Annotated in this window: 17 protein-coding genes and 1 pseudogene; 10 read left to right on the forward strand and 8 right to left on the reverse strand. The window is 73.3% G+C overall.

Annotation, left to right across the window (positions count from 1 at the left end):
* Nucleotides 1-80: 80 nt before the first annotated feature.
* Nucleotides 81-821, forward strand: a complete 741-nt coding sequence (locus ACWDEN_RS11645; protein WP_450858667.1) for a DUF4142 domain-containing protein — start codon at nt 81-83, stop codon at nt 819-821.
* On the opposite strand, the gene ACWDEN_RS11650 is transcribed toward ACWDEN_RS11645, so the two are convergent.
* The 3 genes from ACWDEN_RS11650 to thrS all read right to left on the reverse strand — a co-directional run bounded on the left by ACWDEN_RS11650 (nt 818) and on the right by thrS (nt 4,842).
* On the reverse strand, nt 818-2,473 hold the full coding sequence (locus tag ACWDEN_RS11650; protein WP_450858563.1) for a glycoside hydrolase family 13 protein: 1,656 nt from the start codon (nt 2,471-2,473) through the stop codon (nt 818-820). The two genes, ACWDEN_RS11645 and ACWDEN_RS11650, sit on opposite strands and share 4 nt — an antisense overlap.
* 101 nt (nt 2,474-2,574) lie before the next feature.
* A complete protein-coding gene (locus tag ACWDEN_RS11655; RefSeq protein ID WP_450858565.1) occupies nt 2,575-3,543 on the reverse strand; it encodes a nucleoside hydrolase in 969 nt (322 codons plus the stop codon).
* A 57-nt stretch (nt 3,544-3,600) separates the two neighbouring features.
* Nucleotides 3,601-4,842 carry a threonine--tRNA ligase gene (gene thrS, locus ACWDEN_RS11660; RefSeq protein WP_450858567.1) on the reverse strand — a complete coding sequence of 414 codons (1,242 nt, stop codon included), beginning with the start codon at nt 4,840-4,842 and terminating at the stop codon, nt 3,601-3,603.
* Nucleotides 4,843-5,177: 335 nt separating this feature from the next.
* Here thrS and ACWDEN_RS11665 point away from each other — a divergent pair, with 335 nt between their 5' ends.
* Entirely contained in the window at nt 5,178-5,969 is a 792-nt protein-coding gene (locus ACWDEN_RS11665) for a hypothetical protein (protein WP_351606838.1), read from the forward strand.
* A gap of 10 nt (nt 5,970-5,979) precedes the next feature.
* Here the strand turns inward: ACWDEN_RS11665 and ACWDEN_RS11670 are convergent, their stop codons facing one another.
* Nucleotides 5,980-7,323 (reverse strand): tetratricopeptide repeat protein, encoded by a 1,344-nt coding sequence (locus ACWDEN_RS11670; protein WP_450858669.1) that lies wholly within the window; start codon nt 7,321-7,323, stop codon nt 5,980-5,982.
* Nucleotides 7,324-7,436: 113 nt separating this feature from the next.
* On the opposite strand from ACWDEN_RS11670, the gene ACWDEN_RS11675 reads away from it, so the two are divergent.
* Together ACWDEN_RS11675 and ACWDEN_RS11680 are read left to right on the forward strand one after the other, a co-directional pair.
* Nucleotides 7,437-7,691 (forward strand): hypothetical protein, encoded by a 255-nt coding sequence (locus tag ACWDEN_RS11675; protein ID WP_450858570.1) that lies wholly within the window; start codon nt 7,437-7,439, stop codon nt 7,689-7,691.
* Nucleotides 7,692-7,730: 39 nt separating this feature from the next.
* Nucleotides 7,731-8,975: an amidohydrolase gene (locus tag ACWDEN_RS11680; protein WP_450858572.1), complete on the forward strand. Its 1,245-nt coding sequence runs from the start codon at nt 7,731-7,733 to the stop codon at nt 8,973-8,975.
* A 6-nt stretch (nt 8,976-8,981) separates the two neighbouring features.
* Here the strand turns inward: ACWDEN_RS11680 and ACWDEN_RS11685 are convergent, their stop codons facing one another.
* Nucleotides 8,982-10,091 carry a hypothetical protein gene (locus ACWDEN_RS11685; RefSeq protein WP_450858574.1) on the reverse strand — a complete coding sequence of 370 codons (1,110 nt, stop codon included), beginning with the start codon at nt 10,089-10,091 and terminating at the stop codon, nt 8,982-8,984.
* A 119-nt stretch (nt 10,092-10,210) separates the two neighbouring features.
* Entirely contained in the window at nt 10,211-11,365 is a 1,155-nt protein-coding gene (locus ACWDEN_RS11690; RefSeq protein WP_351606888.1) for a PP2C family protein-serine/threonine phosphatase, read from the reverse strand.
* 162 nt (nt 11,366-11,527) lie between these two features.
* On the opposite strand from ACWDEN_RS11690, the gene ACWDEN_RS11695 reads away from it, so the two are divergent.
* The 6 genes from ACWDEN_RS11695 (at nt 11,528) to ACWDEN_RS11720 (ending at nt 18,953) form a co-directional block, all read left to right on the forward strand.
* A complete protein-coding gene (locus ACWDEN_RS11695; protein ID WP_351606826.1) occupies nt 11,528-12,010 on the forward strand; it encodes a hypothetical protein in 483 nt (160 codons plus the stop codon).
* 276 nt (nt 12,011-12,286) lie between these two features.
* Nucleotides 12,287-13,273, forward strand: a complete 987-nt coding sequence (locus ACWDEN_RS11700; protein WP_450858576.1) for a hypothetical protein — start codon at nt 12,287-12,289, stop codon at nt 13,271-13,273.
* A 126-nt stretch (nt 13,274-13,399) separates the two neighbouring features.
* Nucleotides 13,400-15,343 (forward strand): FUSC family protein, encoded by a 1,944-nt coding sequence (locus tag ACWDEN_RS11705; RefSeq protein ID WP_450858578.1) that lies wholly within the window; start codon nt 13,400-13,402, stop codon nt 15,341-15,343.
* A gap of 73 nt (nt 15,344-15,416) precedes the next feature.
* Complete coding sequence (locus tag ACWDEN_RS11710; protein WP_450858580.1) at nt 15,417-16,886, forward strand: VWA domain-containing protein; 1,470 nt, start codon at nt 15,417-15,419, stop codon at nt 16,884-16,886.
* A gap of 89 nt (nt 16,887-16,975) precedes the next feature.
* Nucleotides 16,976-18,592 (forward strand): methionine--tRNA ligase, encoded by a 1,617-nt coding sequence (gene metG / locus ACWDEN_RS11715; protein ID WP_351606818.1) that lies wholly within the window; start codon nt 16,976-16,978, stop codon nt 18,590-18,592.
* A 79-nt stretch (nt 18,593-18,671) separates the two neighbouring features.
* Nucleotides 18,672-18,953, forward strand: a complete 282-nt coding sequence (locus ACWDEN_RS11720; protein WP_450858582.1) for a hypothetical protein — start codon at nt 18,672-18,674, stop codon at nt 18,951-18,953.
* An 18-nt stretch (nt 18,954-18,971) separates the two neighbouring features.
* Here ACWDEN_RS11720 and ACWDEN_RS11725 read toward each other — a convergent pair.
* Both ACWDEN_RS11725 and ACWDEN_RS11730 read right to left on the reverse strand, forming a co-directional pair.
* Nucleotides 18,972-19,341 (reverse strand): annotated as a pseudogene (locus ACWDEN_RS11725) (pectate lyase family protein); the annotation flags it as partial.
* A gap of 94 nt (nt 19,342-19,435) precedes the next feature.
* Nucleotides 19,436-19,783 carry a DoxX family protein gene (locus ACWDEN_RS11730; RefSeq protein WP_450858584.1) on the reverse strand — a complete coding sequence of 116 codons (348 nt, stop codon included), beginning with the start codon at nt 19,781-19,783 and terminating at the stop codon, nt 19,436-19,438.
* Nucleotides 19,784-19,802: the final 19 nt, after the last annotated feature.

Below are 19,802 nucleotides of genomic sequence, written 5' to 3' on the forward strand. Positions count from 1 at the left end.
TGGGCGGGATCCACGACCGGGCAGGAGGAACGGTGCGCTTTTCGCGGAACGCGACGGGAACGCTCTTCGTGGGTGGTGCGATGGCCGTGACCCTCGCGGCACTCGCCTACCCGAGCATGCTCGGCTTGACCAAGGTGACCACCGCGCAGGACCGCGTCATCGCCAACACCCAGTGGGGGCCGCTCACCGAGCAGGACCGGGACTTCGTGGTGAAGGTGCGGGCCGCCGGTCTGTGGGAGTACCCGGTGGGGCAGATGGGTCTGCAGAAGGGCACCGCACCGGCGGTCATCACGGCCAGCAAGCACCTGGTCGACGGGCACGCGGCCCTGGACACCACCTGCCGCAAGATCGCGCCGATGCTGAACATCACGCTGCCCAACCTGCCCAGCCCCCAGCAGCAGGGTTTCGTCAGCCAGTTGAAGGCGGACAGCGGGAAGAAGTTCGACAGCGACTTCGCCAACATCCTGCGGATGACGCACGGCGCGATCTTCAACACGATCTCGAAGATCCGCTCCACCACCAAGAACTCGCTGGTGCGCGCCCTCGCCGACCAGGCCAACAACACCGTGCTGGACCATATGACGGTGATGGAGAAGACCGGTCTGGTCGACTTCGACCAGACCCTCTTCCAGCAGACCACCCCGCCCAAGCTGCCCGACTCCGACCTGACCCCGCCACCCCCGGCCGCCGGTCAGCCGGAGGTGGTGCTCACCCCGCCGCCGAACCCCACGTCGACGCCCGCCGACCTCAGCGGGCTGACCGGCGGCAGCGGCGGCACGAGCCCGAGTCCGGGGGCCAGCCCCGCCCCGACGGCGGGTTAGGCCAGCCACACGGTCGTGTCCGGCGGGAGGGTCCTGCCGCCGAGCGGGGAGCTGGTCAGCAGCACCTCGCCCGGCGGCAGCCGTACCGGCCCGTCGCCGAGGTTGGTCACGCAGCGCCAGCCCTCGCAGCGGGTGAAGTCCAGCACGCCGGCGGGGGCGTCCGGCGTCCAGGTCAGCGTCTCGCCCTCCAGCAGCTTGCGGCGCAGCCGCAGGGCGGTGCGGTACAGCTCCAGGGTCGAGTCCTCGGCCTCGGTCTGCGCCTCGACGGCGTACGCGGCGAAGGACGACGGCTGCGGCAGCCAGGCGCCGCCCGGCCCGAAGCCGTACGACGGTCCGTCCGCCGTCCACGGCAGGGGCACCCGGCAGCCGTCGCGGCCCTTGCGGACATGGCCGGTCTGTTCCCAGATCGGGTCCTGCAGCACCTCGGTGGGCAGGTCGGCGACCTCGGGCAGGCCGAGTTCCTCGCCCTGGTAGAGGTACGACGATCCGGGCAGCGCGAGCATCAGCAGGGTCGCGGCGCGGGCCCGGCGCAGCCCGGCCCCGGGGTCGATCGCGGGCGCGGTGCCGCCGGACAGCAGCCAGGCGGCCGGGTCGGTGCCGGGCGGCAGCATCAGCCGGGAGACGTGGCGTACGACGTCGTGGTTGGACAGCACCCAGGTGGCGGTGGTGCCGGCGACCCGGGCGGTGGCCAGCTCGTCGGTGATGACCCGGCGGAGTTCCCCGGCGTCCCAACGGGTCTCCAGGTACTCGAAGTTGAAGGCCTGGCCGAGTTCGTCGGGGCGGGCGTACAGCGCGCGGCGGGGGCCCGGGACCCAGGCCTCGGCGACGGCGGTGCGCGGCGGGCTGTAGGCGTCGAAGACCTTGCGCCAGTCCCGGTAGATCTCGTGGACCTCGTCGCGGTCCCAGTACGGGTGGCTGCCCGGCGCGACGAGCGGCAGGGACTCCTCGCCGGTCGCGCCGATGTTCCCGATGTCCCGCAGCGGCTCGGCGAGGTCCTTGGCGAGGCCGTGGGCGACGTCGACACGGAAGCCGTCGACGCCCCGGTCGGACCAGAAGCGCAGCGTGGTGCGGAGGTCGGCGCGGACGTCGTCGTCGTCCCAGTTCAGGTCGGGCTGTTCGGGGGCGAAGAGGTGCAGGTACCACTCTCCGTCCGGGGTCCGCTTCCAGGCGCTGCCACCGAAGACGGACTGCCAGTCGGTGGGCGGGAGTTCACCGTGTGCGCCCCGGCCGGGGCGGAAGACGTAGCGCTCGCGGGCCCGGGAGCCGGGGGCGGCGCGCAGGGCCTCCTGGAACCAGGGGTGCTGGTGCGAGGTGTGGTTCGGGACGATGTCGACGACGACCTTCAGACCGAGCCGGTGGGCCTCGCCGACCAGGGCGTCGAAGTCGTCCAGGGTGCCGAGGCGGGGGTCCACGTCCCGGTGGTCGGCGACGTCGTAGCCGCCGTCGGCGAGTTCCGAGGGGTAGAAGGGGCTCAGCCACAGGGCGTCGACGCCGAGCCCGGCGAGGTGGCCCAGGCGCTGGATGATGCCGCGCAGATCGCCGAGTCCGTCGCCGTCTGCGTCGGCGAAGCTGCGGGGATAGACCTGGTAGATGACGGCCTGCCGCCACCAGTCGGGGTTCTTGGAGGAGAGGTCGGGGGAGCGCTCTGCCATACGGGATCCCTTCGGGAAGGAGGACGATACAGGGAATCTGTCCACATTGCCCGGAAAGGAACCTTACGAGCGAGTGCCACCCCGCTGGGGCGCGACGCGGCCTAAGGCCGTTCCACCGTCTGCAGGTACAGCTTCACGTAACGGTCCACGTCGACCTCCAACGCCACGTCCACCAGGGCCTGTTCGCGTCTGCCCTCGTGGATCTCGGACTCGCCGGGGCGGGGACGGCGGTCGACGATCGTCTGCCCCCGGGCCGGGCCGGGGGCGAGGGCGACCTCGACCGGCAGCAGGCGGGTGGTGATGCCCTGCGGGTCGGCGACCGCGCACACCGCGCCCGCGTCGCCGAGGCCGCCCGCCTCCTCGGCCTCGGGGGCCTCGCCCTGGGTGGTCGGCCGGTGGGCGAGGAGTTCACCGGCCAGCCGGGTGCCGGGGTCGCTGCTCGCGCGCATCCGGTGGACGTCCGCCGCGTCCACGACGACCTGTATGAAGACGTCGAGGCCGTACATCGTGATCGGCACGCCGGCGGTGAGCAGGATCGCCGCCGCCTCCGGGTCGTGCCAGACGTTGAACTCGGCGACCGGCGTGGCGTTCCCGACCGCCACCGCGCCGCCCATGAAGACGATCCGCTCGATGTTGCGGGTCACCTCCGGATGGGTGCGCAGGAGCAGGGCGATGTTGGTCAGGGGCGCGGTGGGGATCAGGGTGACCGGGCGCGGCGAGGCCAGGATCTCGCGGTGGAGGAGGGATACGGCGTCCAGCCCGGACGCGCTGCGTCTCGGCGCGGGCAGGCCCAGGTCGCCCATGCCGTCGGAGCCGTGCACGTGCTTCGCCGGGCGGGCCGGCTCGATCAGCGGGCGTTCGGCGCCCCGGCCCACCGGGATGTCCGGGGCGCCCGCCTGCTCCAGCACGGTCAGGGTGTTGCGGACCACGCCGTCGACGTCCGTGTTCCCGGCCACGCAGGTCACCGCCCGCAGATCGAGACCCGGGTGGCGCACGGCCAGCAGCAGGGCGAGGGCGTCGTCGACACCGGTGTCGCAGTCGATGATCACGGGGATGGGCTGACCTGTCACGGCGGACTCCTTCCGTCAAGCCGACCTTAGATCAGTACGGCCACTCCCACAGGCCGGTCACTCCCACAGGGCGGTGCCGCGCGCGGCCACCCGTCCGGCGATCCGGGACAGCAGCTCCGGCACCGGCAGCCCGCCGGGCCGGCGGCCGTCCCGCAGCCGTAGGGCGGCCAGGCCCGCCGCGGCCTCACGGGCGCCGATCACCGCCTGGTACGGCACCAGGCGCGCGGCGCGGATCCGGGCGCCGAGACTGCCCTGCTCCGGACCCGCGAGTTCGGCCCGCAGCCCCCTCTCCACGGCCTGGCGCACGACCTGCGCCGCCTGCTCCAGCTGCTCCTCGCCGACCGGCAGGACGGCCAGCTGCACCGGGGCCAGCCAGGCCGGGAAGGCGCCGGCGTGCGCCTCGATCAGATGGGCGACGGCCCGCTCGACGCTGCCGATGATGCTGCGGTGCACCATGACCGGGCGGTGCCGGGCGCCGTCCGCGCCGATGTAGTGCAGGTCGAAGCGGGCCGGCTGGTGGAAGTCGATCTGCACGGTGGACAGGGTGGACTCGCGGCCGGCCGGGTCGGCGATCTGCACGTCGATCTTCGGGCCGTAGAAGGCGGCCTCGCCCTCCGCCTCCTCGTACGCCACGCCGGACGCGTCCAGGACCTCCCGCAGCAGCTCGGTGGCCCGGCGCCACAGCTCCGGATCGGCGACGTACTTCCCGCCCTCCCCGGGCAGCGACAGCCGGTGCCGTACCGCCTCGATGCCGAGGTCGGCGTAGGCGCGGGCGATCAGCTCCAGCGCGGCGCGGGCCTCCTGAACCGCCTGGTCCAGGGTGCAGAAGATATGGGCGTCGTTGAGCTGGATGGCGCGGACGCGGGTCAGGCCGCCGAGGACGCCGGACAGCTCGGCGCGGTGCATGCTGCCCAACTCGGCGATGCGCAGCGGAAGTTCCCGGTAGCTGTGGGAGCGGGAGCGGTAGATCAGGGCGTGGTGGGGGCACAGGCTGGGCCGCAGCACGACCTCCTCGGACCCGTGGGGGCCCAGCTTCATCGGCGGATACATGTCGTCGCTGTAGTGGTCCCAGTGCCCGGAGATCTCGTACAGCTCCCGTTTGCCGAGCGCGGGCGAGTACACGTGCCGGTACCCGGCCAGGCGTTCGGCCTCGCGGATGTACTCCTCCAGGGTGTGCCGTACGACCGCGCCGTCCGGCAGCCAGTACGGCAGGCCCGCGCCCATCAGCGGGTCGGTGTCGAACAGACCGAGCTCGCGGCCGAGGCGGCGGTGGTCGGGGAGTGGGGCGTTGGCGTTCACGGGGGGTCTCCTCGCTGCGGGAGGCGAACGCCCACGGAACGCCGAAGCCCCGGGGCGTTCGCCCCGGGGCTTCGATGCTGGTCAGGTGTCAGCGCGCCGGGACGGTCTCCGGCGTCGTCGTGCTCTTCGGGCACTGCTGGGCGCGCTGCATGGGCCAACCGTAACAGGCGCGCGAGCGACAGGTCGCCTCCATTTCCGCGACCGCCCACCCGGATTCCGCGGACCACTCACCCGGACGGCCCGGGAGCGCTGGTGGCCCGGTCGGGGCGGTGGTGCCGTGAGATCAGGCACCACATCAGCAGGAACCCACCGGCCGCAGCCCCGGAGGCACCTCGATGACCTCTCTGCACGACGCGCTACGCCCCCGCGGCCTCCCGCTCTGGGTCACTCTCGCCGGTCTCCTCGCCATGGGCGGCTGCGCGGCCCTCGCTCTGAACCAGCCGGAGACCGCGACCCCGCCCCTGCCGACGATCGACAAGCCGTCGCCGTCGTCGAAGACGTCCACGCGGCCCGACGGTTCCACCCTCACCGACGAGCAGGCGCAGGCCGCCCTCCTCAACGAGAACGACCTGGGCGCCCCCTGGACGGCGACCCGCGGGGCGGCCACCTGGCGGGACCAGCTGCTGAAGGCGTCCACCTCGGCCGGCGCGTGCCAGCGGCTGCTGGACGCCCTCTACACCGACGAACTCCTCGGCGGCCCCGCCCGCGTCGCCGTAGGCCTGGACGACCCCGACACCAACGCCCAGCTGCGCTACCAGATAGCCGCCCGCCGCCCCGCCGACGTGGACGCGGCCCTCGCCTGGCTGAAGTCGATGCCGGCGCAGTGCGCGCGCTTCACGGCCACCACGGGGACCGGGATCACGGAGGACGTCCAGGTCACCGACGCCCCGCTGCCGCAGGTCGGGGACGCGCGCCAGGGCCTGCGGGTCAGCCTCGCCGCCACCGATTCCGACAACCGGCACGCCGTGCTCACGCTGGACGTGGCCGCCGTCCGGGTCGGCCCGGACGCGTTCGCCCTCACCAACGGCGGACTCGGCGACGTCCCGAACGACGCGACCCAGGCCGCCGTCCAGATCGGCGCCCTGCGCCTGACGGACATCCGCAAGCAGGGAAGGGCACAGGTGTGACCCTCGACGTCTACAGCGGCGGCTGCGCCGGCGCCGGGCCCAGGGTCGTCGTCCCCGGGGTCGTACGGTGGCCGAGGCCGGTGCGGTAGGCGTCCAGGGCGGCCTCGACACGGCCGGTGCGGCGCAGCAGGTCGCCCAGGAGGCGGCACAGGTCGGCCAGGTCGCCGGCGGCGCCCGCGCGTTCCAGGATGCTGAGGGCGCGGACGTAGTGCTCCTCGGCGGCCTCGGTGTCCCGGGCGTCCTCGGCGATGATGCCGAGCAGGCGGTGGGCAGCGGCGGCGTGGACCGCGCCGCGCTCGGAGGAGAAGTCGCCGAGGACGCCCTCCAGCAGTACGGCGGACTCCTCCGACTTGCCCCGGCGGTGCAGCACGTCGGCCAGTTCCACGGCGGCCTGGCTGCGGTACAGGGCGGCCCGGGACTCGGCGAGCATGGCATGCGCCTGGCGCAACTCGGCCTCGGCCCGCTCCAGGTCGCCGTTCTGGGCGCAGACGTAGCCGCGCATCCAGTGGCAGTTGGCCAGCTCGGTGCGCAGGCGCAGCCGGCGGTACAGCTCGGCCGCCTTGGCGAGGGAGGCGTCGGCCTCGGTGACCCGGCCCTCGGCGATCAGGGTGCGGGCCACCGACCGGTGCATCCGGGCGATCAGCGCGGAGTCGCCGGCCTGCGGCGCGAGCGCGAGGGCGAGCTCGGCGGCCTGGGCGGCCCGGGCGTGCGCGCCCATGTCCATGTACGGGCCGATCACGCTGGCGTAGAGCAGGAGCAGGGCGTCGGGGTCGTGCAGTCCGCCGCGGTTGAGTTCGTCCAGCGTCGATTCCAGCAGGTAGACGGCGTAGCGGAGTTCGCCGGCCAGGTAGTGCGCCACCGCACGGCCCCGGACCGCCGGGACGCGCACCGGCAGGGACTCGTCCGCGAGGTGTGCCTCGGCGCGCTCGAAGGACTCCCGCGCCTTCTCCAGCTCACCTGTCTCCAGGGCGCATTCGCCCTGGCCGAGCAGCGCGGTGGCCTGCTCGGAGCCCAGTCCGTGGGTCTCGGCCTCCGCGAGCAGCGCCGCGTACGCGCCGGCGGCCTCCTCGGCCCTGCCGTCGGCGAGGACCCGCTGGGCCTCGGTGAGGCGCAGGCGCAGGTCGGTGGCGAGGTGGGCGGGGCGGCCGACGGCCAGCTCCTCGAAGGCGACGCCGAGCCGGCCGGCGATGTGCCGCAGCGCCTCGTCGGAGGCCCGCACCCGGCCCGCCTCCAGGGTGGAGATGTACGCGGGGGTGTAGGCGGGCTCCGCCAACTGCCGCTGGGTCAGCCCGCGCTGGTTGCGCAGTTGCTGTACGCGCCGTCCGATGACCGCAGGGTCGTCCCGTTCCCGCATCGCGCCGAACCCCCAACTCCCCTGGAGCCCCTTGCCGTTGGGCCCGTTCAACCCCTAGGTTAAACGGCGGATTAAGTGTGCTTAATACGTCGCTGTTGTGTTGCGAGGTCACCGTGCCCGGACGCACATCCGAACCCTACGGAAACACCACCGCACGCAGGGCCGTCGCCGCCGCGGTGATCGCCGCGACAGCCCTGATCCTCGCGGCGAACGCGGGCCCGGCCCGGGCGGCGGAACCCCGGCCGACGGCCCAGGCCCAGCACATGGAAGCACGGACGAAGGCAGCCCGTACGCCACTGGGCGCGGGTCAGGTCCGGACTGCCTCCCACGGCATGGCCGAGAGCAACGGCTCGACTGCGCACGGGTGACACTGTTCGCCGCACCGCCGGAGGCCTACGCTGCCGACCATGACCTCTGCCGCCGCCCGCACCGCCCTGGACCTGACCTCCGACCTGCCGGTGGCGCGGTGGGAGGACTTCTACCGCGACCTGCACCGCCACCCCGAGCTGTCCCTGCGCGAGCACCGCACCGCCGGGACGCTGGCCGGGCGGCTGAAGGGCGCCGGGTTCGAGACCGTCGAGGGCGTCGGCGGCACCGGGGTCGTGGGCCGGCTGGCCAACGGCGACGGGCCGACCGTGCTGCTGCGGGCCGACATGGACGCGCTGCCGGTCGAGGAGGCCACCGGGCTGCCGTACGCCTCGGAGGCGGACGGGGTGATGCACGCGTGCGGGCACGACCTGCACGTCACCTGGCTGACCGGCGCCGCCGAGGCACTGGCCGCCGGGCGGGACACCTGGCAGGGCACCCTGCTGGTGGTGGGCCAGCCCGCCGAGGAGACCGGGCAGGGCGCGGCCCGGATGGTCGCGGACGGGCTGTACGAGCGGTTCGGCCGGCCGGACGTGCTGCTCGGGCAGCATGCCGCTCCCGGCCCGGCGGGCCTGTACCCGCACGCGCCGGGCCTGATCATGTCGGCGGCGACGGACGTGGACATCGTGGTGCACGGCCGGGGCGGGCACGGTTCGCGGCCGGAGGCGACCGTGGATCCGGTGGTGACCGCCGCCTACCTGGTCACCCGCCTGCAGACGGTCGTCTCCCGGGAGCTCGCGGCCGGCGAGTCCGCCGTGCTGACCGTGGGCCGGATCGAGGCCGGCACCCGGCACAACATCATCCCGTCCGAGGCCCGGATCTCGCTGAACCTGCGCAGCCAGTCCGAGGAGGTACGGCAGCGGATGCTGGCCGCGATCCGGCGCATCGCGCACGGCGAGTGCCTGGCCGCCGGCTGCCCGCGCGAGCCCGACATCACCATCGGCAACACCTTCCCGGTGACCGTGAACGACGCGCCCACCGACAGCACGGTGGCCGCCGTGCACGGCGAGGTCTTCGGCGCGGGCACCGTGTTCGACCCGGGCCCGGCGATGGGCAGCGAGGACTTCCCCGCGCTGGCGCTCGACGGCGCCATCCCGTACTCGTACTGGTTCGTGACCACCACCCCGGCCCAGGTGTGGGACCAGGCCCCCGGCGACACCTTCCCGGAGAAGTTCGCGGCCGTACCGAGCAACCACAGCCCGCACTTCGCGCCCGACCTGTCCGTGATCGGCCCCGGCGTGCGCACGCTGGTCTCCGGGGCGCTGGCGCTGTTGCCGGTGGCGTGACGGGACCTACCGGGCCGCCGCCTGGAGCTGGTGCAGCTGCCGCCGGACGTTCTCCAGCGCGCCCTGCCGGCGACCCGGCACCCGCAGCCGCAACTGTGCGAGCACGGGCCCGAGTTCACGGGCAGCCGCCGCGTCCGTGATCCGGCCCCACTGATGGTGCGCCCGGTCCACGGCCGCCTCCACGGCGGGCGCGTCCACCGCCTGCCCGGCCGCCAGCCGCACCCCGGCCACCGCGAGCCAGGCCCGGCAACTGCGCACCGCGTCCCCCGCGAACATCGCGAGGTCCGCCCGGACTTCGGCCCAGTGCAGCGCCTCGTCGGAGGCCGCGCCATGAGCACGCACGGCGAGCTGCTCATGCCGGGCGGCAAGCGCATCGGCCTCACCGTGCCGGCCGTCCCGCACGGCCGCGCTGATGGCGGCGTGGGGGTCCCCTCCGGTGGCGCGGGGGTCCGGCTCGACGGCGAACGGGGGTCTGGGGGCGGGGCCCCCGGGGACGGCCAGCACCAGGTCACGCCCGGCACTCGACTCCGCGATCCGCCCCAACGCCTGCTCGTGCAACCGGGGAAGCGGCGGCCGGTGCCCACTGCGCAGCAACGTGGCCACCGCCTTCATGTACGCCGGCTCGGCCACCCCGCGCCGTCCGGACCCCGGCGCCACACGACCGTGAACGGCGGCACTGGCACCGCAGTCCAGGCCGCGCTCGGCGACGTAACTCCACGCCTCCGCATCCGCGTGCAGGTCCACGACCAGCGCGGTGTCCGCGGCGGAGCGCAACCGCAGCTCCTCCCGTATCCAGTGCCAGGGCAGCGCGGTGTAGCGGACGGTCGCCGCGGTGGTGCGCGCCAGCGCCAGATGCGGCAGCCGCTGCCGGCGGTCCAGCTGCAGCTGCCCGGCGATGTACACGGTCAGCGGCCCGGGCGCGGCCGCGGCGGCACGCAGCCGGGTCAGTACGGCCTGCGGCTCCAGCGGATCGGCGAGTTCGACGACGTTGGCGGTGTCGGTGCCGGACAGCACGGCGGGGGCGACGGCGGCCAGCACCGGCAGCACACCGGCCGCGTCCACCAGGCGCCCCCGGCCGAGCGGCGAGGCCGCGAGCAGCAGCACGGTTCCGGGCATCGGTCCTCCCCCTGTAGCCCCTGTCGGCCCTGGCGACCCTGCCGAGCCTGGTCGGCTCCGCACGCTCTCCAGCCAGCACCGTAACCGCTGCGGCCGCACACGCGCGCCCCGGGAACGCCTCAGGACCGCAAACGTCCCCCTTCGCCGTCTTCGCCCGCCGCCTCCCGCATCCGCCGCACGGCGAACACCGTGGTGTCGTCGACCAGCCGGCCGCCGCAGTGCCGCAGCACGCCGTCGCGGACCAGCCGGACCAGCAGCCCGGGGTCCGGGCGGCCCGCCCCGGCGGCGACCGCGGACGCGAGCTCCCGGTCCAGCGGATAGAAGGTGCCCCGCCGGTCGCGGGCCTCGGTCACCCCGTCGGTGACCAGCAGCAGGGTCTCGTCGGCGGCGAGCGGCACCCGGTGCACGGGCGGCAGACCGCCCACCAGGTCGGCCAGGCCGAGCGGCAGCCCGTCGCCGCTGGGCAGCTCGCGCACTCCGCCCGGGCCGACGGCGAGCGGGGCCTCGTGGCCGAAGTTGACGACCTCGATGGTCTCCGGGGCGTCCTCGGGGAAGCCGATCAGCACGGCGGTGGCGAACCGGTCGCCGTCCGCGCGGCCGAGCGCGGTGGTGTGCCGGCGGTGCCGCAGCATCCGGATCTCCAGGCGCTCGGCGACGGTCGCGAGGTCCTTCTCGTGGTAGCCGGCCTCGCGGAACGTGCCGAGCAGCGCGGCGGCGGTCTCCACCGCGCCGAGCCCCTTGCCCTGCACATCGCCGACGAGCAGGCGGGTGCCGTGCGGGCCGGGCTGGATGTCGTAGAAGTCGCCGCCGACCCGGGCCTCGACGTCGGCCGCCAGATACACCCCGGCGTGCTCCAGCCCGCCCCAGCGCGGCGGCAGCGGCCGCAGCACGGTACGGCGGGTGGTCTCGGCGATGTCCTGGATGTGCAGGGTCTGCCGCTCCTTGCGCAGGCGCACGGCACAGGCCACCACGGCCAGCATGCCGCCGAGGGCCACCAGGACGAAGTCGCCGAGACCGGCCCGGTACTGGTCGGGCCAGGCGCTGTCGACGGCCACGTACGTCACCACCGCGAGCACGGCGAAGGCACACGTCGTCCACACCCCGCAGATCGCGGCGGCCGTACCGGGGACCAGCACGATCCAGGAGACGATCCGGAACCGCTCGGTGGTGTTGAAGTCCAGCAGCACGATGCCGACGAGCAGCAACAGGGGCGGCACCCAGGCGACGTTCCGGCCGCGCACGCGCAGCAGCTGGCGCCGCCGCCCGTACTCCATCTCCGTCACGGCGGGCAGCCCTCCATGTCTCTCGGCGTCTCCCAGCGAAACACGCGAGACAACCCGCCGCATCCGGGCACCCGTCACTCTCCTGGCCGACTTGCCAGGCCCCGTCCCCCGGTGTGCTCTGGAAGGCGGGGGCGAGGAGAGAGGAGTGCTCTCATGGCTCAAGCGGCACCCGTGCCCGGCGGCATGTCCCGCCCCGGCCGCAGGGAGATCGGGGAACGGCTTCCCGGCGGACGGCGCACCCGTCCGCCCGACGTCTTCGGCGCGCGCACCCACCGCATCGCCCACTTCGCCGTCCCGGTCGTACTGGGCCTGGTCTACGGCTACTGGGTCGCGGCCGACGCCCGCCAGGGCGGCCCCATCACCGGCGGGAACCTGCTGCTCGGCTGGCTCAGCGCGCTGGTGTTCGCGGTGGTGTCGATCGCGCTGCTGAGGCTGGCCCCGCGGATGACGCGGGAGGTGCACGCGCTGCTGTGGTCGGCGTTCACCGGTATCGCGTTCGGCTTCCTGTACATCCAGACGCCGCACTCGGTCTGGCGGTCCGTGATGATGTCGCTGCTCGTCGCGGGGTGCACCTTCGGCTCGTTCTTCTACCGCTACTACACGCGCGAGGACGCGTTCGGGCGGCGGGTCCGCTAGCCGCGAGGATGTGGGCGTGGGTCCCGGTGGGACGGGACCCACGCCTCCCCCGTGTTCCCCACTTCCCTCGTCCCGGCCTTGCACCGGTCTCCTCCCCCCAACACCAGGAAACACCCGTTCGGGTGAACCCTCCACCGGAGATCGGAGTCCCCGGCTCCGCCAAGGGGCGCGGGTCCGCTCGGCCGGTGCGGGCCGGTTCCGCCAAGGGGCGCAGGTCCTCGCCCGAACGGACGCGTCCCGCTCGCGCCCGCGCCCGCGGAGCCGTTGTCTGAAAGCGTGCCCCCACGTCTCAGGAGCGCCCTGTCGGCCGTACTGCTCGCCCTCGCCTGCCTCCTCGTGCCCTTCGGCGCGCTGGCGGCCTGGGCGGCGTACGGGCTCGTCGACACGGGCCGGTACGTCACCACGATGGCGCCGCTGGCCGCCGACCCGAACGTGCGGGAGGCCGTCGTGGACACGGTCGGTGACGGCATCCTGCGCGCGGTGGGCCAGCATCTGGACGTCCGCCCGGCGGGGGGCTCCGTCCGCCCGTTCGTGCGGGACGCGGTGCGCTCCTTCACCCAGACCGAGGCGTTCCGGCTGGCCTGGGACACCGGCAACCGGGTCACCCACGACGCGATCCTGCGCGCCCTGCGCGACGAGGAGGACGGCGGGGCGGCCGGGCGGCCGGTCACCGTCGACCTCGCCGCCGTCACCGACCAGGTCAAGCGTCAGCTGACCCGGGACCATGTGCCGCTCGCCGCGCGGATCCCGGTGGAGCACACCGCGGTCTCCGTGCTCCCGGCGGGCGAACTGGCCTCCTTCCGGAAGGGTTTCCACGTGCTCGAAGTCGCCGGTTTCTGGCTGCCGGTGGCGGCCGTAGCCTTCGCCGCCACCGGGATCGCCCTCGCCGTCCACCGCCGCCGCGCCGTCGCCGCGACCGCGCTGGGCACGGCCCTGGGCGGCGCACTGCTCGCCCTGGCCCTCGCCGCCGGCCGCGGCCTCACCCTCGCCGGCCTGCCCGCCGACGTGCCCCATCCGGCGGCCGGCGCGGTCTACGACGCCCTCACCGGCACCCTGCGCGCGACGGCCTGGCTGCTGCTCGGCCTGGGCCTCACGGTGGCGCTGACCGCCTGGCTGACCCGCCGTCCGCACCTGCCCCGCCGTTCGAGCCCGACCGGCCGTCCGCGGCTGCTCCGCCCCGCACCCACCCCCCACCCCTCCGCCCCACCGGTATCGCCCCCACCCCCCGCCCCGGCCCGGACAGCGACCCGGGCCCAGGCCTGACGACCCGGGCACACGTCCCGGCGCGCACTTGTCCCCAGCCTGTGGATACACGCGCGGAGTTCCGGCCAGGGGCGCGGACCTGGGACGACTCCGGCCGGTCGGGAACGAACCGGCGATAATGGCCGCATGTCGCGAGAGTTCCCCATCGGCCTCACCCCTCCCGACTGGCTGGTCCGGAACCTCCGCCCGCAGCAGGCCCCCGTCAACAAGGCCGCCATGGCCCGCGCCGCCGTCGCGATGGCCCTCCCCCTGGCGGCCGGCCTCGCCACCGGCCACCCGGCGTACGGCGCCCTCGCCTCCATGGGCGCCCTGTCCGGCGTCATCGGCGACACCGCCGACGCCTACCGCATGCGCATCCTCAACATCGCCGTCCCGCAGCTCTTCGGCGCGGTCGGCGTGACGCTGGGCACGCTGGTGTACGGCCACGGCTGGTACGCGGTGGCCGTGGTGACCGGGATCGCCCTGCTCTCCGGCATGATCTCGACGATCGGCGCGGTGGCCTCGGTCTCCGGCCTGCTCCTCCTGCTGAACTGCGTGATCGGCGCCGGTCTCCCGCTCCCCCACCCCTGGTGGCTGGCCCCGGCCCTGATGACGGGCGGCGGCCTGCTGGTCCTCCTCCTCGCCCTGCTGGCCTGGCCGTTCCGCTCGGGCGTGCCCGAACGCGCGGCGGTGGCGGACGCCTACCGCTCCGTCGCCACGCTCCTCACCGTCTCCGGCACGGACCGCACCGAGGAGTACGACGAGGCCCGCCGGTCCGTCACCCAGTCCCTCAACCAGTCCTACGACCTGATCCTGGCCCGGCGCGCCCGCCACCACGGCCGCAGCCGCGAACTCACCCGCCTGCTGGCCCAGTTGAACGCCGTCATCCCGGTGGTGGAGGCGGCCCCCGCGGCCCACCTGGCGGCCCGCCCCCTGCCGGCCCGGATCCCGGAGACGGTCCGCCACCTGGCCCAGGCGGTCGAGGCGGGCCGGACCGGCCCGATGGCCCTCGACCTCCCGGAACCGGCGACGGAGACCGCCCGGGCGGTGGACCACGCCCTGCGCCACACGGCCGAGGTGGTGACGGCCCCCGACGTGGACCCCCGGGGCATCGACGACCGCCTGGGCCGCCCGGCAGCACTGGGCATCCGCACAGCCAGAGCGGCCCGCAACGTCGTCCTCTCGGCCAACTCCTGGCGCTACGGCCTGCGCCTCGCGGTCTGCATCGGCATCGCCCAGGCCCTGGTGTCGCTGATCCCCGTTCCCCGCTCCTACTGGGTGGCCCTGACGATCACCTTCGTCCTCAAGCCCGACTTCGGCTCGGTCTTCTCCCGCGCCCTGCTGCGCGCCCTCGGCACGGTGGCGGGCCTGCTGATCGCGGCGGTGGTCCTGGCGGAGGTCCCGCTGGGCTGGTGGGACGTGGTGGCGATGCTGGTCCTGGCCCCCCTCATCCCGGCCCTGACCCCGCGGGGCTACGGCTACCAGACGGCCGCGATCACCCCGGTGATCCTCCTCCTCTCGGACATCCTGAACCACCAGGGCACGGCGTTGCTGCTGCCCCGCCTGGCGGACTCCCTCCTGGGCTGCGCGATCGCACTGACGGCCGGCTACCTCCTGTGGCCGGAGAGCTGGCGCACCAGGGTCGGCGACCGCCTGGCCGACGCGGTGGCGGACACGGCGCGGTACGTGGAGACGGCGTTCGCCACCGACGGGGACCCCGCCGCCCGGGCCCGCATGCGCCGTCGCCTCTACCGCGACCTGTCGGTGATCCGTACGGAGTTCCAGCGGGCCCTGACCGAACCACCGCCGACCGGCCGCCGCGCCGCCGCGTGGTGGCCGCTGGTCGTAGCGGTGGAACGGATCGTCGACGCGACCACGGCCGCGCGCGTCCGCGTACGGCACGGGGCACCGCCCCCGGCCCCGGCCGAGATCGCCCAGGTGGTGCTGCAGCTCCGGGAGCTGTCGGAGGGCGTACGGGACGCGGAAATCCTCACCCCGGTCCGCACGGACCTCACCGGTCCCGCGGGCAGCGTCCTGGAGCCCCTGCGCCAGGAGGTCGCTGCGGCCCGGTCGATCGCTTCCCCCCACTGAGTGCTTCGCTAACCTTACGTGTCCGTCCTGGCCAGGGATCGACGTGGATCAACTCACGCGAAGGGTTGCACTCATGGGCATTCTCACTCTCCTGCGGAACGCATTCAGCCGCTCCCGCAAGGGACGCGCCATCGAGGCAGAGGGTGCGGACCGCCTGCCGGCGCAGCCGGAAACCCCCCAGCCCACGCCCACTGCGGCCGACCCCACGGTCCCTGAACCCCGCCGTTCCTCCTCCGCGGAACACGACCTCGTGTCAGCGGCCTTCGACAACGTGAAGGTCCCCCACCCGGCAGCTCCACCGAAGACCGAGCCGAACCCGGAGCCCGAGGAGCACCCCGAGAACACCACCACCCCGGAGCCGGAGCCGGAGCCGGAGCCGGAGAACAACGCCGAGCCCGAGCAGCCGGTCACCGAGAAGGCCGAGCCCGAGGAGACGGCCGAGGCGGGCACCACGCCGGAGGCCGAGCCGGAGCTCGCCCAGGCAGCTGAAGCCGAGGAACAGGCCGAGCCGCAGGCCGCGGAGACCGCTGCCGTCGAGGAGCAGGCCAAGCCCGAGGTCGCGCAGGAAGCTGAAGCGGAGCAGACCGAGCCACAGGCCGCAGAGACCGCTGCCGTCGAGGAACAGGCCAAGCCGCAGGCCGCGCAGGAAGCTGAAGCGGAGCAGACCGAGCCACAGGCCGCAGAGACCGCTGCCGTCGAGGAACAGGCCAAGCCCGAGGTCGCGCAGGAAGCTGAAGCGGAGCAGACCGAGCCGCAGGCCGCGGAAGCAGCTGAAGCCGAGGAGCAGACGGCGTCCGACGAGACGGCGGCCCCCCAGGCCGCCGACGGCGAGGACGCCCCGGCCCCCACGCCGGAGGCAACCGCCCCCACGCCGAAGACCCCCGCCACCTCCCTCGCCAAGGTCAGGTCCCGCACCCCGTCGCTCGCCACCGCCTACAAGGCCGCCACGGCCACCCTGAAGGCGAAGGACCTCACCGGCACCCGTGCCAAGGTCTACCTCGTCCTCGACCGCTCCGCGAGCATGCGGCCGTACTACAAGGACGGCTCCGCCCAGGCTCTCGCCGACCAGACCCTCGCCCTCGCCGCCCACCTGGACCCCGAGGCCACGGTCCACACCGTCTTCTTCTCCACGGAGATCGACGGCACCACCGACCTCACCCTCACCCCGGACCACGAATCGAAGATCGACGACGTGCACGCCGGCCTCGGCCGCATGGGCCGTACCAGCTACCACGCCGCCGTGGAGGCCGTACTCACCCACTACGAGAAGACCGCGGACACCACCCCCGCCCTGGTGATCTTCCAGACGGACGGCGCACCCGACGCGAAGACCCCCGCCACCCAGTCCCTCACCGAAGCCGCGAAGACCCACCCCGCCGTCTTCTTCTCCTTCGTCGCCTTCGGAGAGCACGACAACAAGGCCTTCGACTACCTCCGCAAGCTGAAGACCGCCAACGCGTCCTTCTTCCACGCGGGCCCCACCCCCCGCGAGCTGACGGACACCGAGCTGTACGAGGGCGTACTCACCGCCTGGCGGCCGTAGGCTCCGCACCCCCCGGGGGGTGGGCCACCCCGTCCACCCCCCGAAACGCGTGTGAGTCGATCACCGCGAGCCCAGTAGGATTCCGGTTTATGGCGGCCACTGGATCCGAGAAGCAGGCGGGTAAGGCGTTCTACGTCTCCACGCCCATCTACTACGTCAACGACGCTCCTCACCTGGGCCACGCCTATACGACCGTCGCAGGCGACGTGCTCACCCGCTGGCACCGCCAGCGTGGTGAGAAGGTGTGGTACCTCACCGGCACGGACGAGCACGGTCAGAAGATCATGCGCACGGCCGAGGCGAACGGGGTGACGCCCCAGCAGTGGGCGGACAAGCTCGTCACCGAGGCCTGGAAGCCTCTCTGGGAGCACCTGGAGATCGCGAACGACGATTTCATCCGCACCACGCAGAAGCGGCACACCGACCGCGTCCAGGAGTTCGTGCAGGACCTGTACGACAGGGGCGAGATCTACAAGGGCGGCTACGAAGGCCCGTACTGCGTCGGCTGCGAGGAGTACAAGCTCCCGGGCGAGCTCCTCGACGGCGAGGGTGAATTCGCAGGCCAGAAGCTGTGCCCGATCCACAAGAAGCCCGTGGAGATCCTCAGCGAGGAGAACTACTTCTTCCGGCTGAGCGAGTACGGCGACAAGCTCCTTGCCCACTACGAGGCGAACCCCGGCTTCATCCAGCCGGAGTCCGCCCGCAACGAGGTCGTGAACTTCGTCCGCCAGGGCCTGCAGGACCTCTCCATCTCCCGCTCGACGTTCGACTGGGGCATCCCGATCCCCTGGGACGACAAGCACGTGATCTACGTGTGGGTCGACGCGCTGCTGAACTACGCCACGGCGGTCGGCTACAACGAGAACCCGGAGAAGTTCGAGACCACCTTCCCGGCCGACGTCCACCTGGTCGGCAAGGACATCCTCCGCTTCCACGCGGTGATCTGGCCGGCCATGCTGATGGCCCAGGGCCTGCCGCTGCCGCACAAGGTCGCCGCGAACGGCTGGCTGATGGTCGGCGGCGAGAAGATGTCGAAGTCGAACCTGACCGGCATCAAGCCGCAGGACCTCACCTCGCACTTCGGCGTGGACGCCTACCGCTGGTACTTCCTGCGCGCCATCGCCTTCGGCCAGGACGGCTCCTTCTCCTGGGAGGACTTCTCCGCCCGCTACACGAGCGAGCTGGCGAACGACTACGGCAACCTCGCCTCCCGCGTGGCCGCCATGGTCGGCAAGTACTTCGGCGGCACGCTGCCCGAGGCGACCGCGGACGGCGAGGCCGAGAAGGCGGTCCACGACGGGCTCGCGAAGGCGGTCGCCGAGGCCGACCGGAAGATCGGCGAGGAGCTGGACTTCCAGGGCGGCATCCTGGCCGTCTTCGACTTCGTCAAGCAGGTCAACGGCTACATCACGGAGCAGGAGCCGTGGAAGGTGGCCAAGGACGAGTCCGAGGAGGGCAAGGCCCGCCTCGCGACCATCCTCTACACCGCCGCCGAGTCCCTCCGCGCGGTCGCCGTCCTGCTCAACCCGGTCATGCCGGAGACCTCGCAGAAGCTCTGGGACTCCCTCGGCGCCGAGGCGTCCCTGGGCGCCCTCGCGGACCAGAAGGTCCAGGAAGCCGGCGAGTGGGGCAAGCTCCCGACGGGCTCCACCGTCACCAAGGGCGCGGTCCTCTTCCCCCGCCTGGAGGAGAAGCCCACCGCGTAACCCACCCACGCAACGCGCAGAGGCCCGGAAACGCCAGGTTTCCGGGCCTCTGCGCGTTCGCAAGCGCCAACGACAAGGCGTGGACAGCCCGGAGCTCCTCACCGAGATCGGCCTGGGAGACACTCCGGCCCGACTGGAGGAGACCTATCTGGAAGGCCAGGCCAAGGGCGAGGCCAAGGCGATCCTTCGCTTCCTCGAAGCACGGGGGATCTCCGTCCCCAAGGAGGCCCGGGACCGCATCGCAGGCTGCACCGACCCCGGCCTCCTCATCCGCTGGCTGGACCGGACGCCCCACGCGGAGAGCGTCGACGACCTCTTCGCCGAGGACGCGGGGACCACCGCGGACCGGGCCGAAGCCTGACCCGCGGTGCGATCATGAGCCCATGCCCTTCGCGTAGTCGGCGCAGGTGAGCTTCCTGCCGCTGTCGTCGGTGTCGGCGTCGATGGTGCCCCTGACCTTGATGATCCGGGGCGTGGTGTCGGAGGCGGAGCCCAGGGCCTTCACCAGCTGGGCGCGGGTGGAGACGGTAAAGGTGTGCGCGGAGTCGGCCTTCGAGCCGCCGGTGGTCCCGGTGCCGGAGGCGGCCCAGCCGTCCTTGGCGGGGAGCGTCTGGGGGTAGAGGTCGGGGGCGGTCGCGTTCGCGTTCATCACGAACACCCCCGGCACCGACGCCCGCGGCCACGACGGCGGCGGACACGGCGAGGGTGCGCCGCCTGCGGAGAGACCGGCGGTGGGAGGGAGCAGCCACGGAGGAGTCCTCAAGGGTGTGCTGAACATGCCTGACGACTCCTCAGTGGCCGCCGCCCGCAAGGAAGTTGAGCCTCGGGTTAAGAATCTCCGGCTCAGGAGGCGTACCCGAGGACGAGCGCGCCGACGACGGGGGCGGCGTACACGAGCGGGAAGGGGATGTGGGAGTACCAGCGGGCGCGGGCCACGGTGACGGCCGCGCCGAGGAAGTAGAGGACCAGCCCGATCCCGGCCAGCACCCCGATCACCGGCACGAACAGCCCGGCCACCAGCCCCACCGCCCCGGCGGCCTTGGCCGCGCCGAGCAGGGTCCACCACGACTGCGGCACCCGGTAGTCGGTGAGCGCCTTGACGATCCACTGGGCCCGCAGCAGCAGCACGGCACCGGAGAAACCGGCCATCAGCGCGGCGAGCAGGGTGACGACGATCTGAGCGGTACGCATGAGAGGCTCCCATCGAGCA

It is taken from the genome of Streptomyces sp. NPDC001153 (assembly GCF_053598315.1).

Excerpts from the sequence above, each read along its gene's own strand:
- ACWDEN_RS11650 (WP_450858563.1), bottom strand. The coding sequence starts at position 2,473 with ATGGCAGAGCGCTCCCCCGACCTCTCCTCCAAGAACCCCGACTGGTGG.
- ACWDEN_RS11730 (WP_450858584.1), bottom strand. The coding sequence starts at position 19,783 with ATGCGTACCGCTCAGATCGTCGTCACCCTGCTCGCCGCGCTGATGGCC.
- ACWDEN_RS11690 (WP_351606888.1), bottom strand. The coding sequence starts at position 11,365 with ATGGAGTACGGGCGGCGGCGCCAGCTGCTGCGCGTGCGCGGCCGGAAC.
- ACWDEN_RS11680 (WP_450858572.1), top strand. The coding sequence starts at position 7,731 with ATGACCTCTGCCGCCGCCCGCACCGCCCTGGACCTGACCTCCGACCTG.
- ACWDEN_RS11670 (WP_450858669.1), bottom strand. The coding sequence starts at position 7,323 with ATGCGGGAACGGGACGACCCTGCGGTCATCGGACGGCGCGTACAGCAA.
- ACWDEN_RS11685 (WP_450858574.1), bottom strand. The coding sequence starts at position 10,091 with ATGCCCGGAACCGTGCTGCTGCTCGCGGCCTCGCCGCTCGGCCGGGGG.
- ACWDEN_RS11705 (WP_450858578.1), top strand. The coding sequence starts at position 13,400 with ATGTCGCGAGAGTTCCCCATCGGCCTCACCCCTCCCGACTGGCTGGTC.
- ACWDEN_RS11645 (WP_450858667.1), top strand. The coding sequence starts at position 81 with ATGGCCGTGACCCTCGCGGCACTCGCCTACCCGAGCATGCTCGGCTTG.
- ACWDEN_RS11665 (WP_351606838.1), top strand. The coding sequence starts at position 5,178 with ATGACCTCTCTGCACGACGCGCTACGCCCCCGCGGCCTCCCGCTCTGG.
- ACWDEN_RS11710 (WP_450858580.1), top strand. The coding sequence starts at position 15,417 with ATGGGCATTCTCACTCTCCTGCGGAACGCATTCAGCCGCTCCCGCAAG.
- metG (WP_351606818.1), top strand. The coding sequence starts at position 16,976 with ATGGCGGCCACTGGATCCGAGAAGCAGGCGGGTAAGGCGTTCTACGTC.
- ACWDEN_RS11695 (WP_351606826.1), top strand. The coding sequence starts at position 11,528 with ATGGCTCAAGCGGCACCCGTGCCCGGCGGCATGTCCCGCCCCGGCCGC.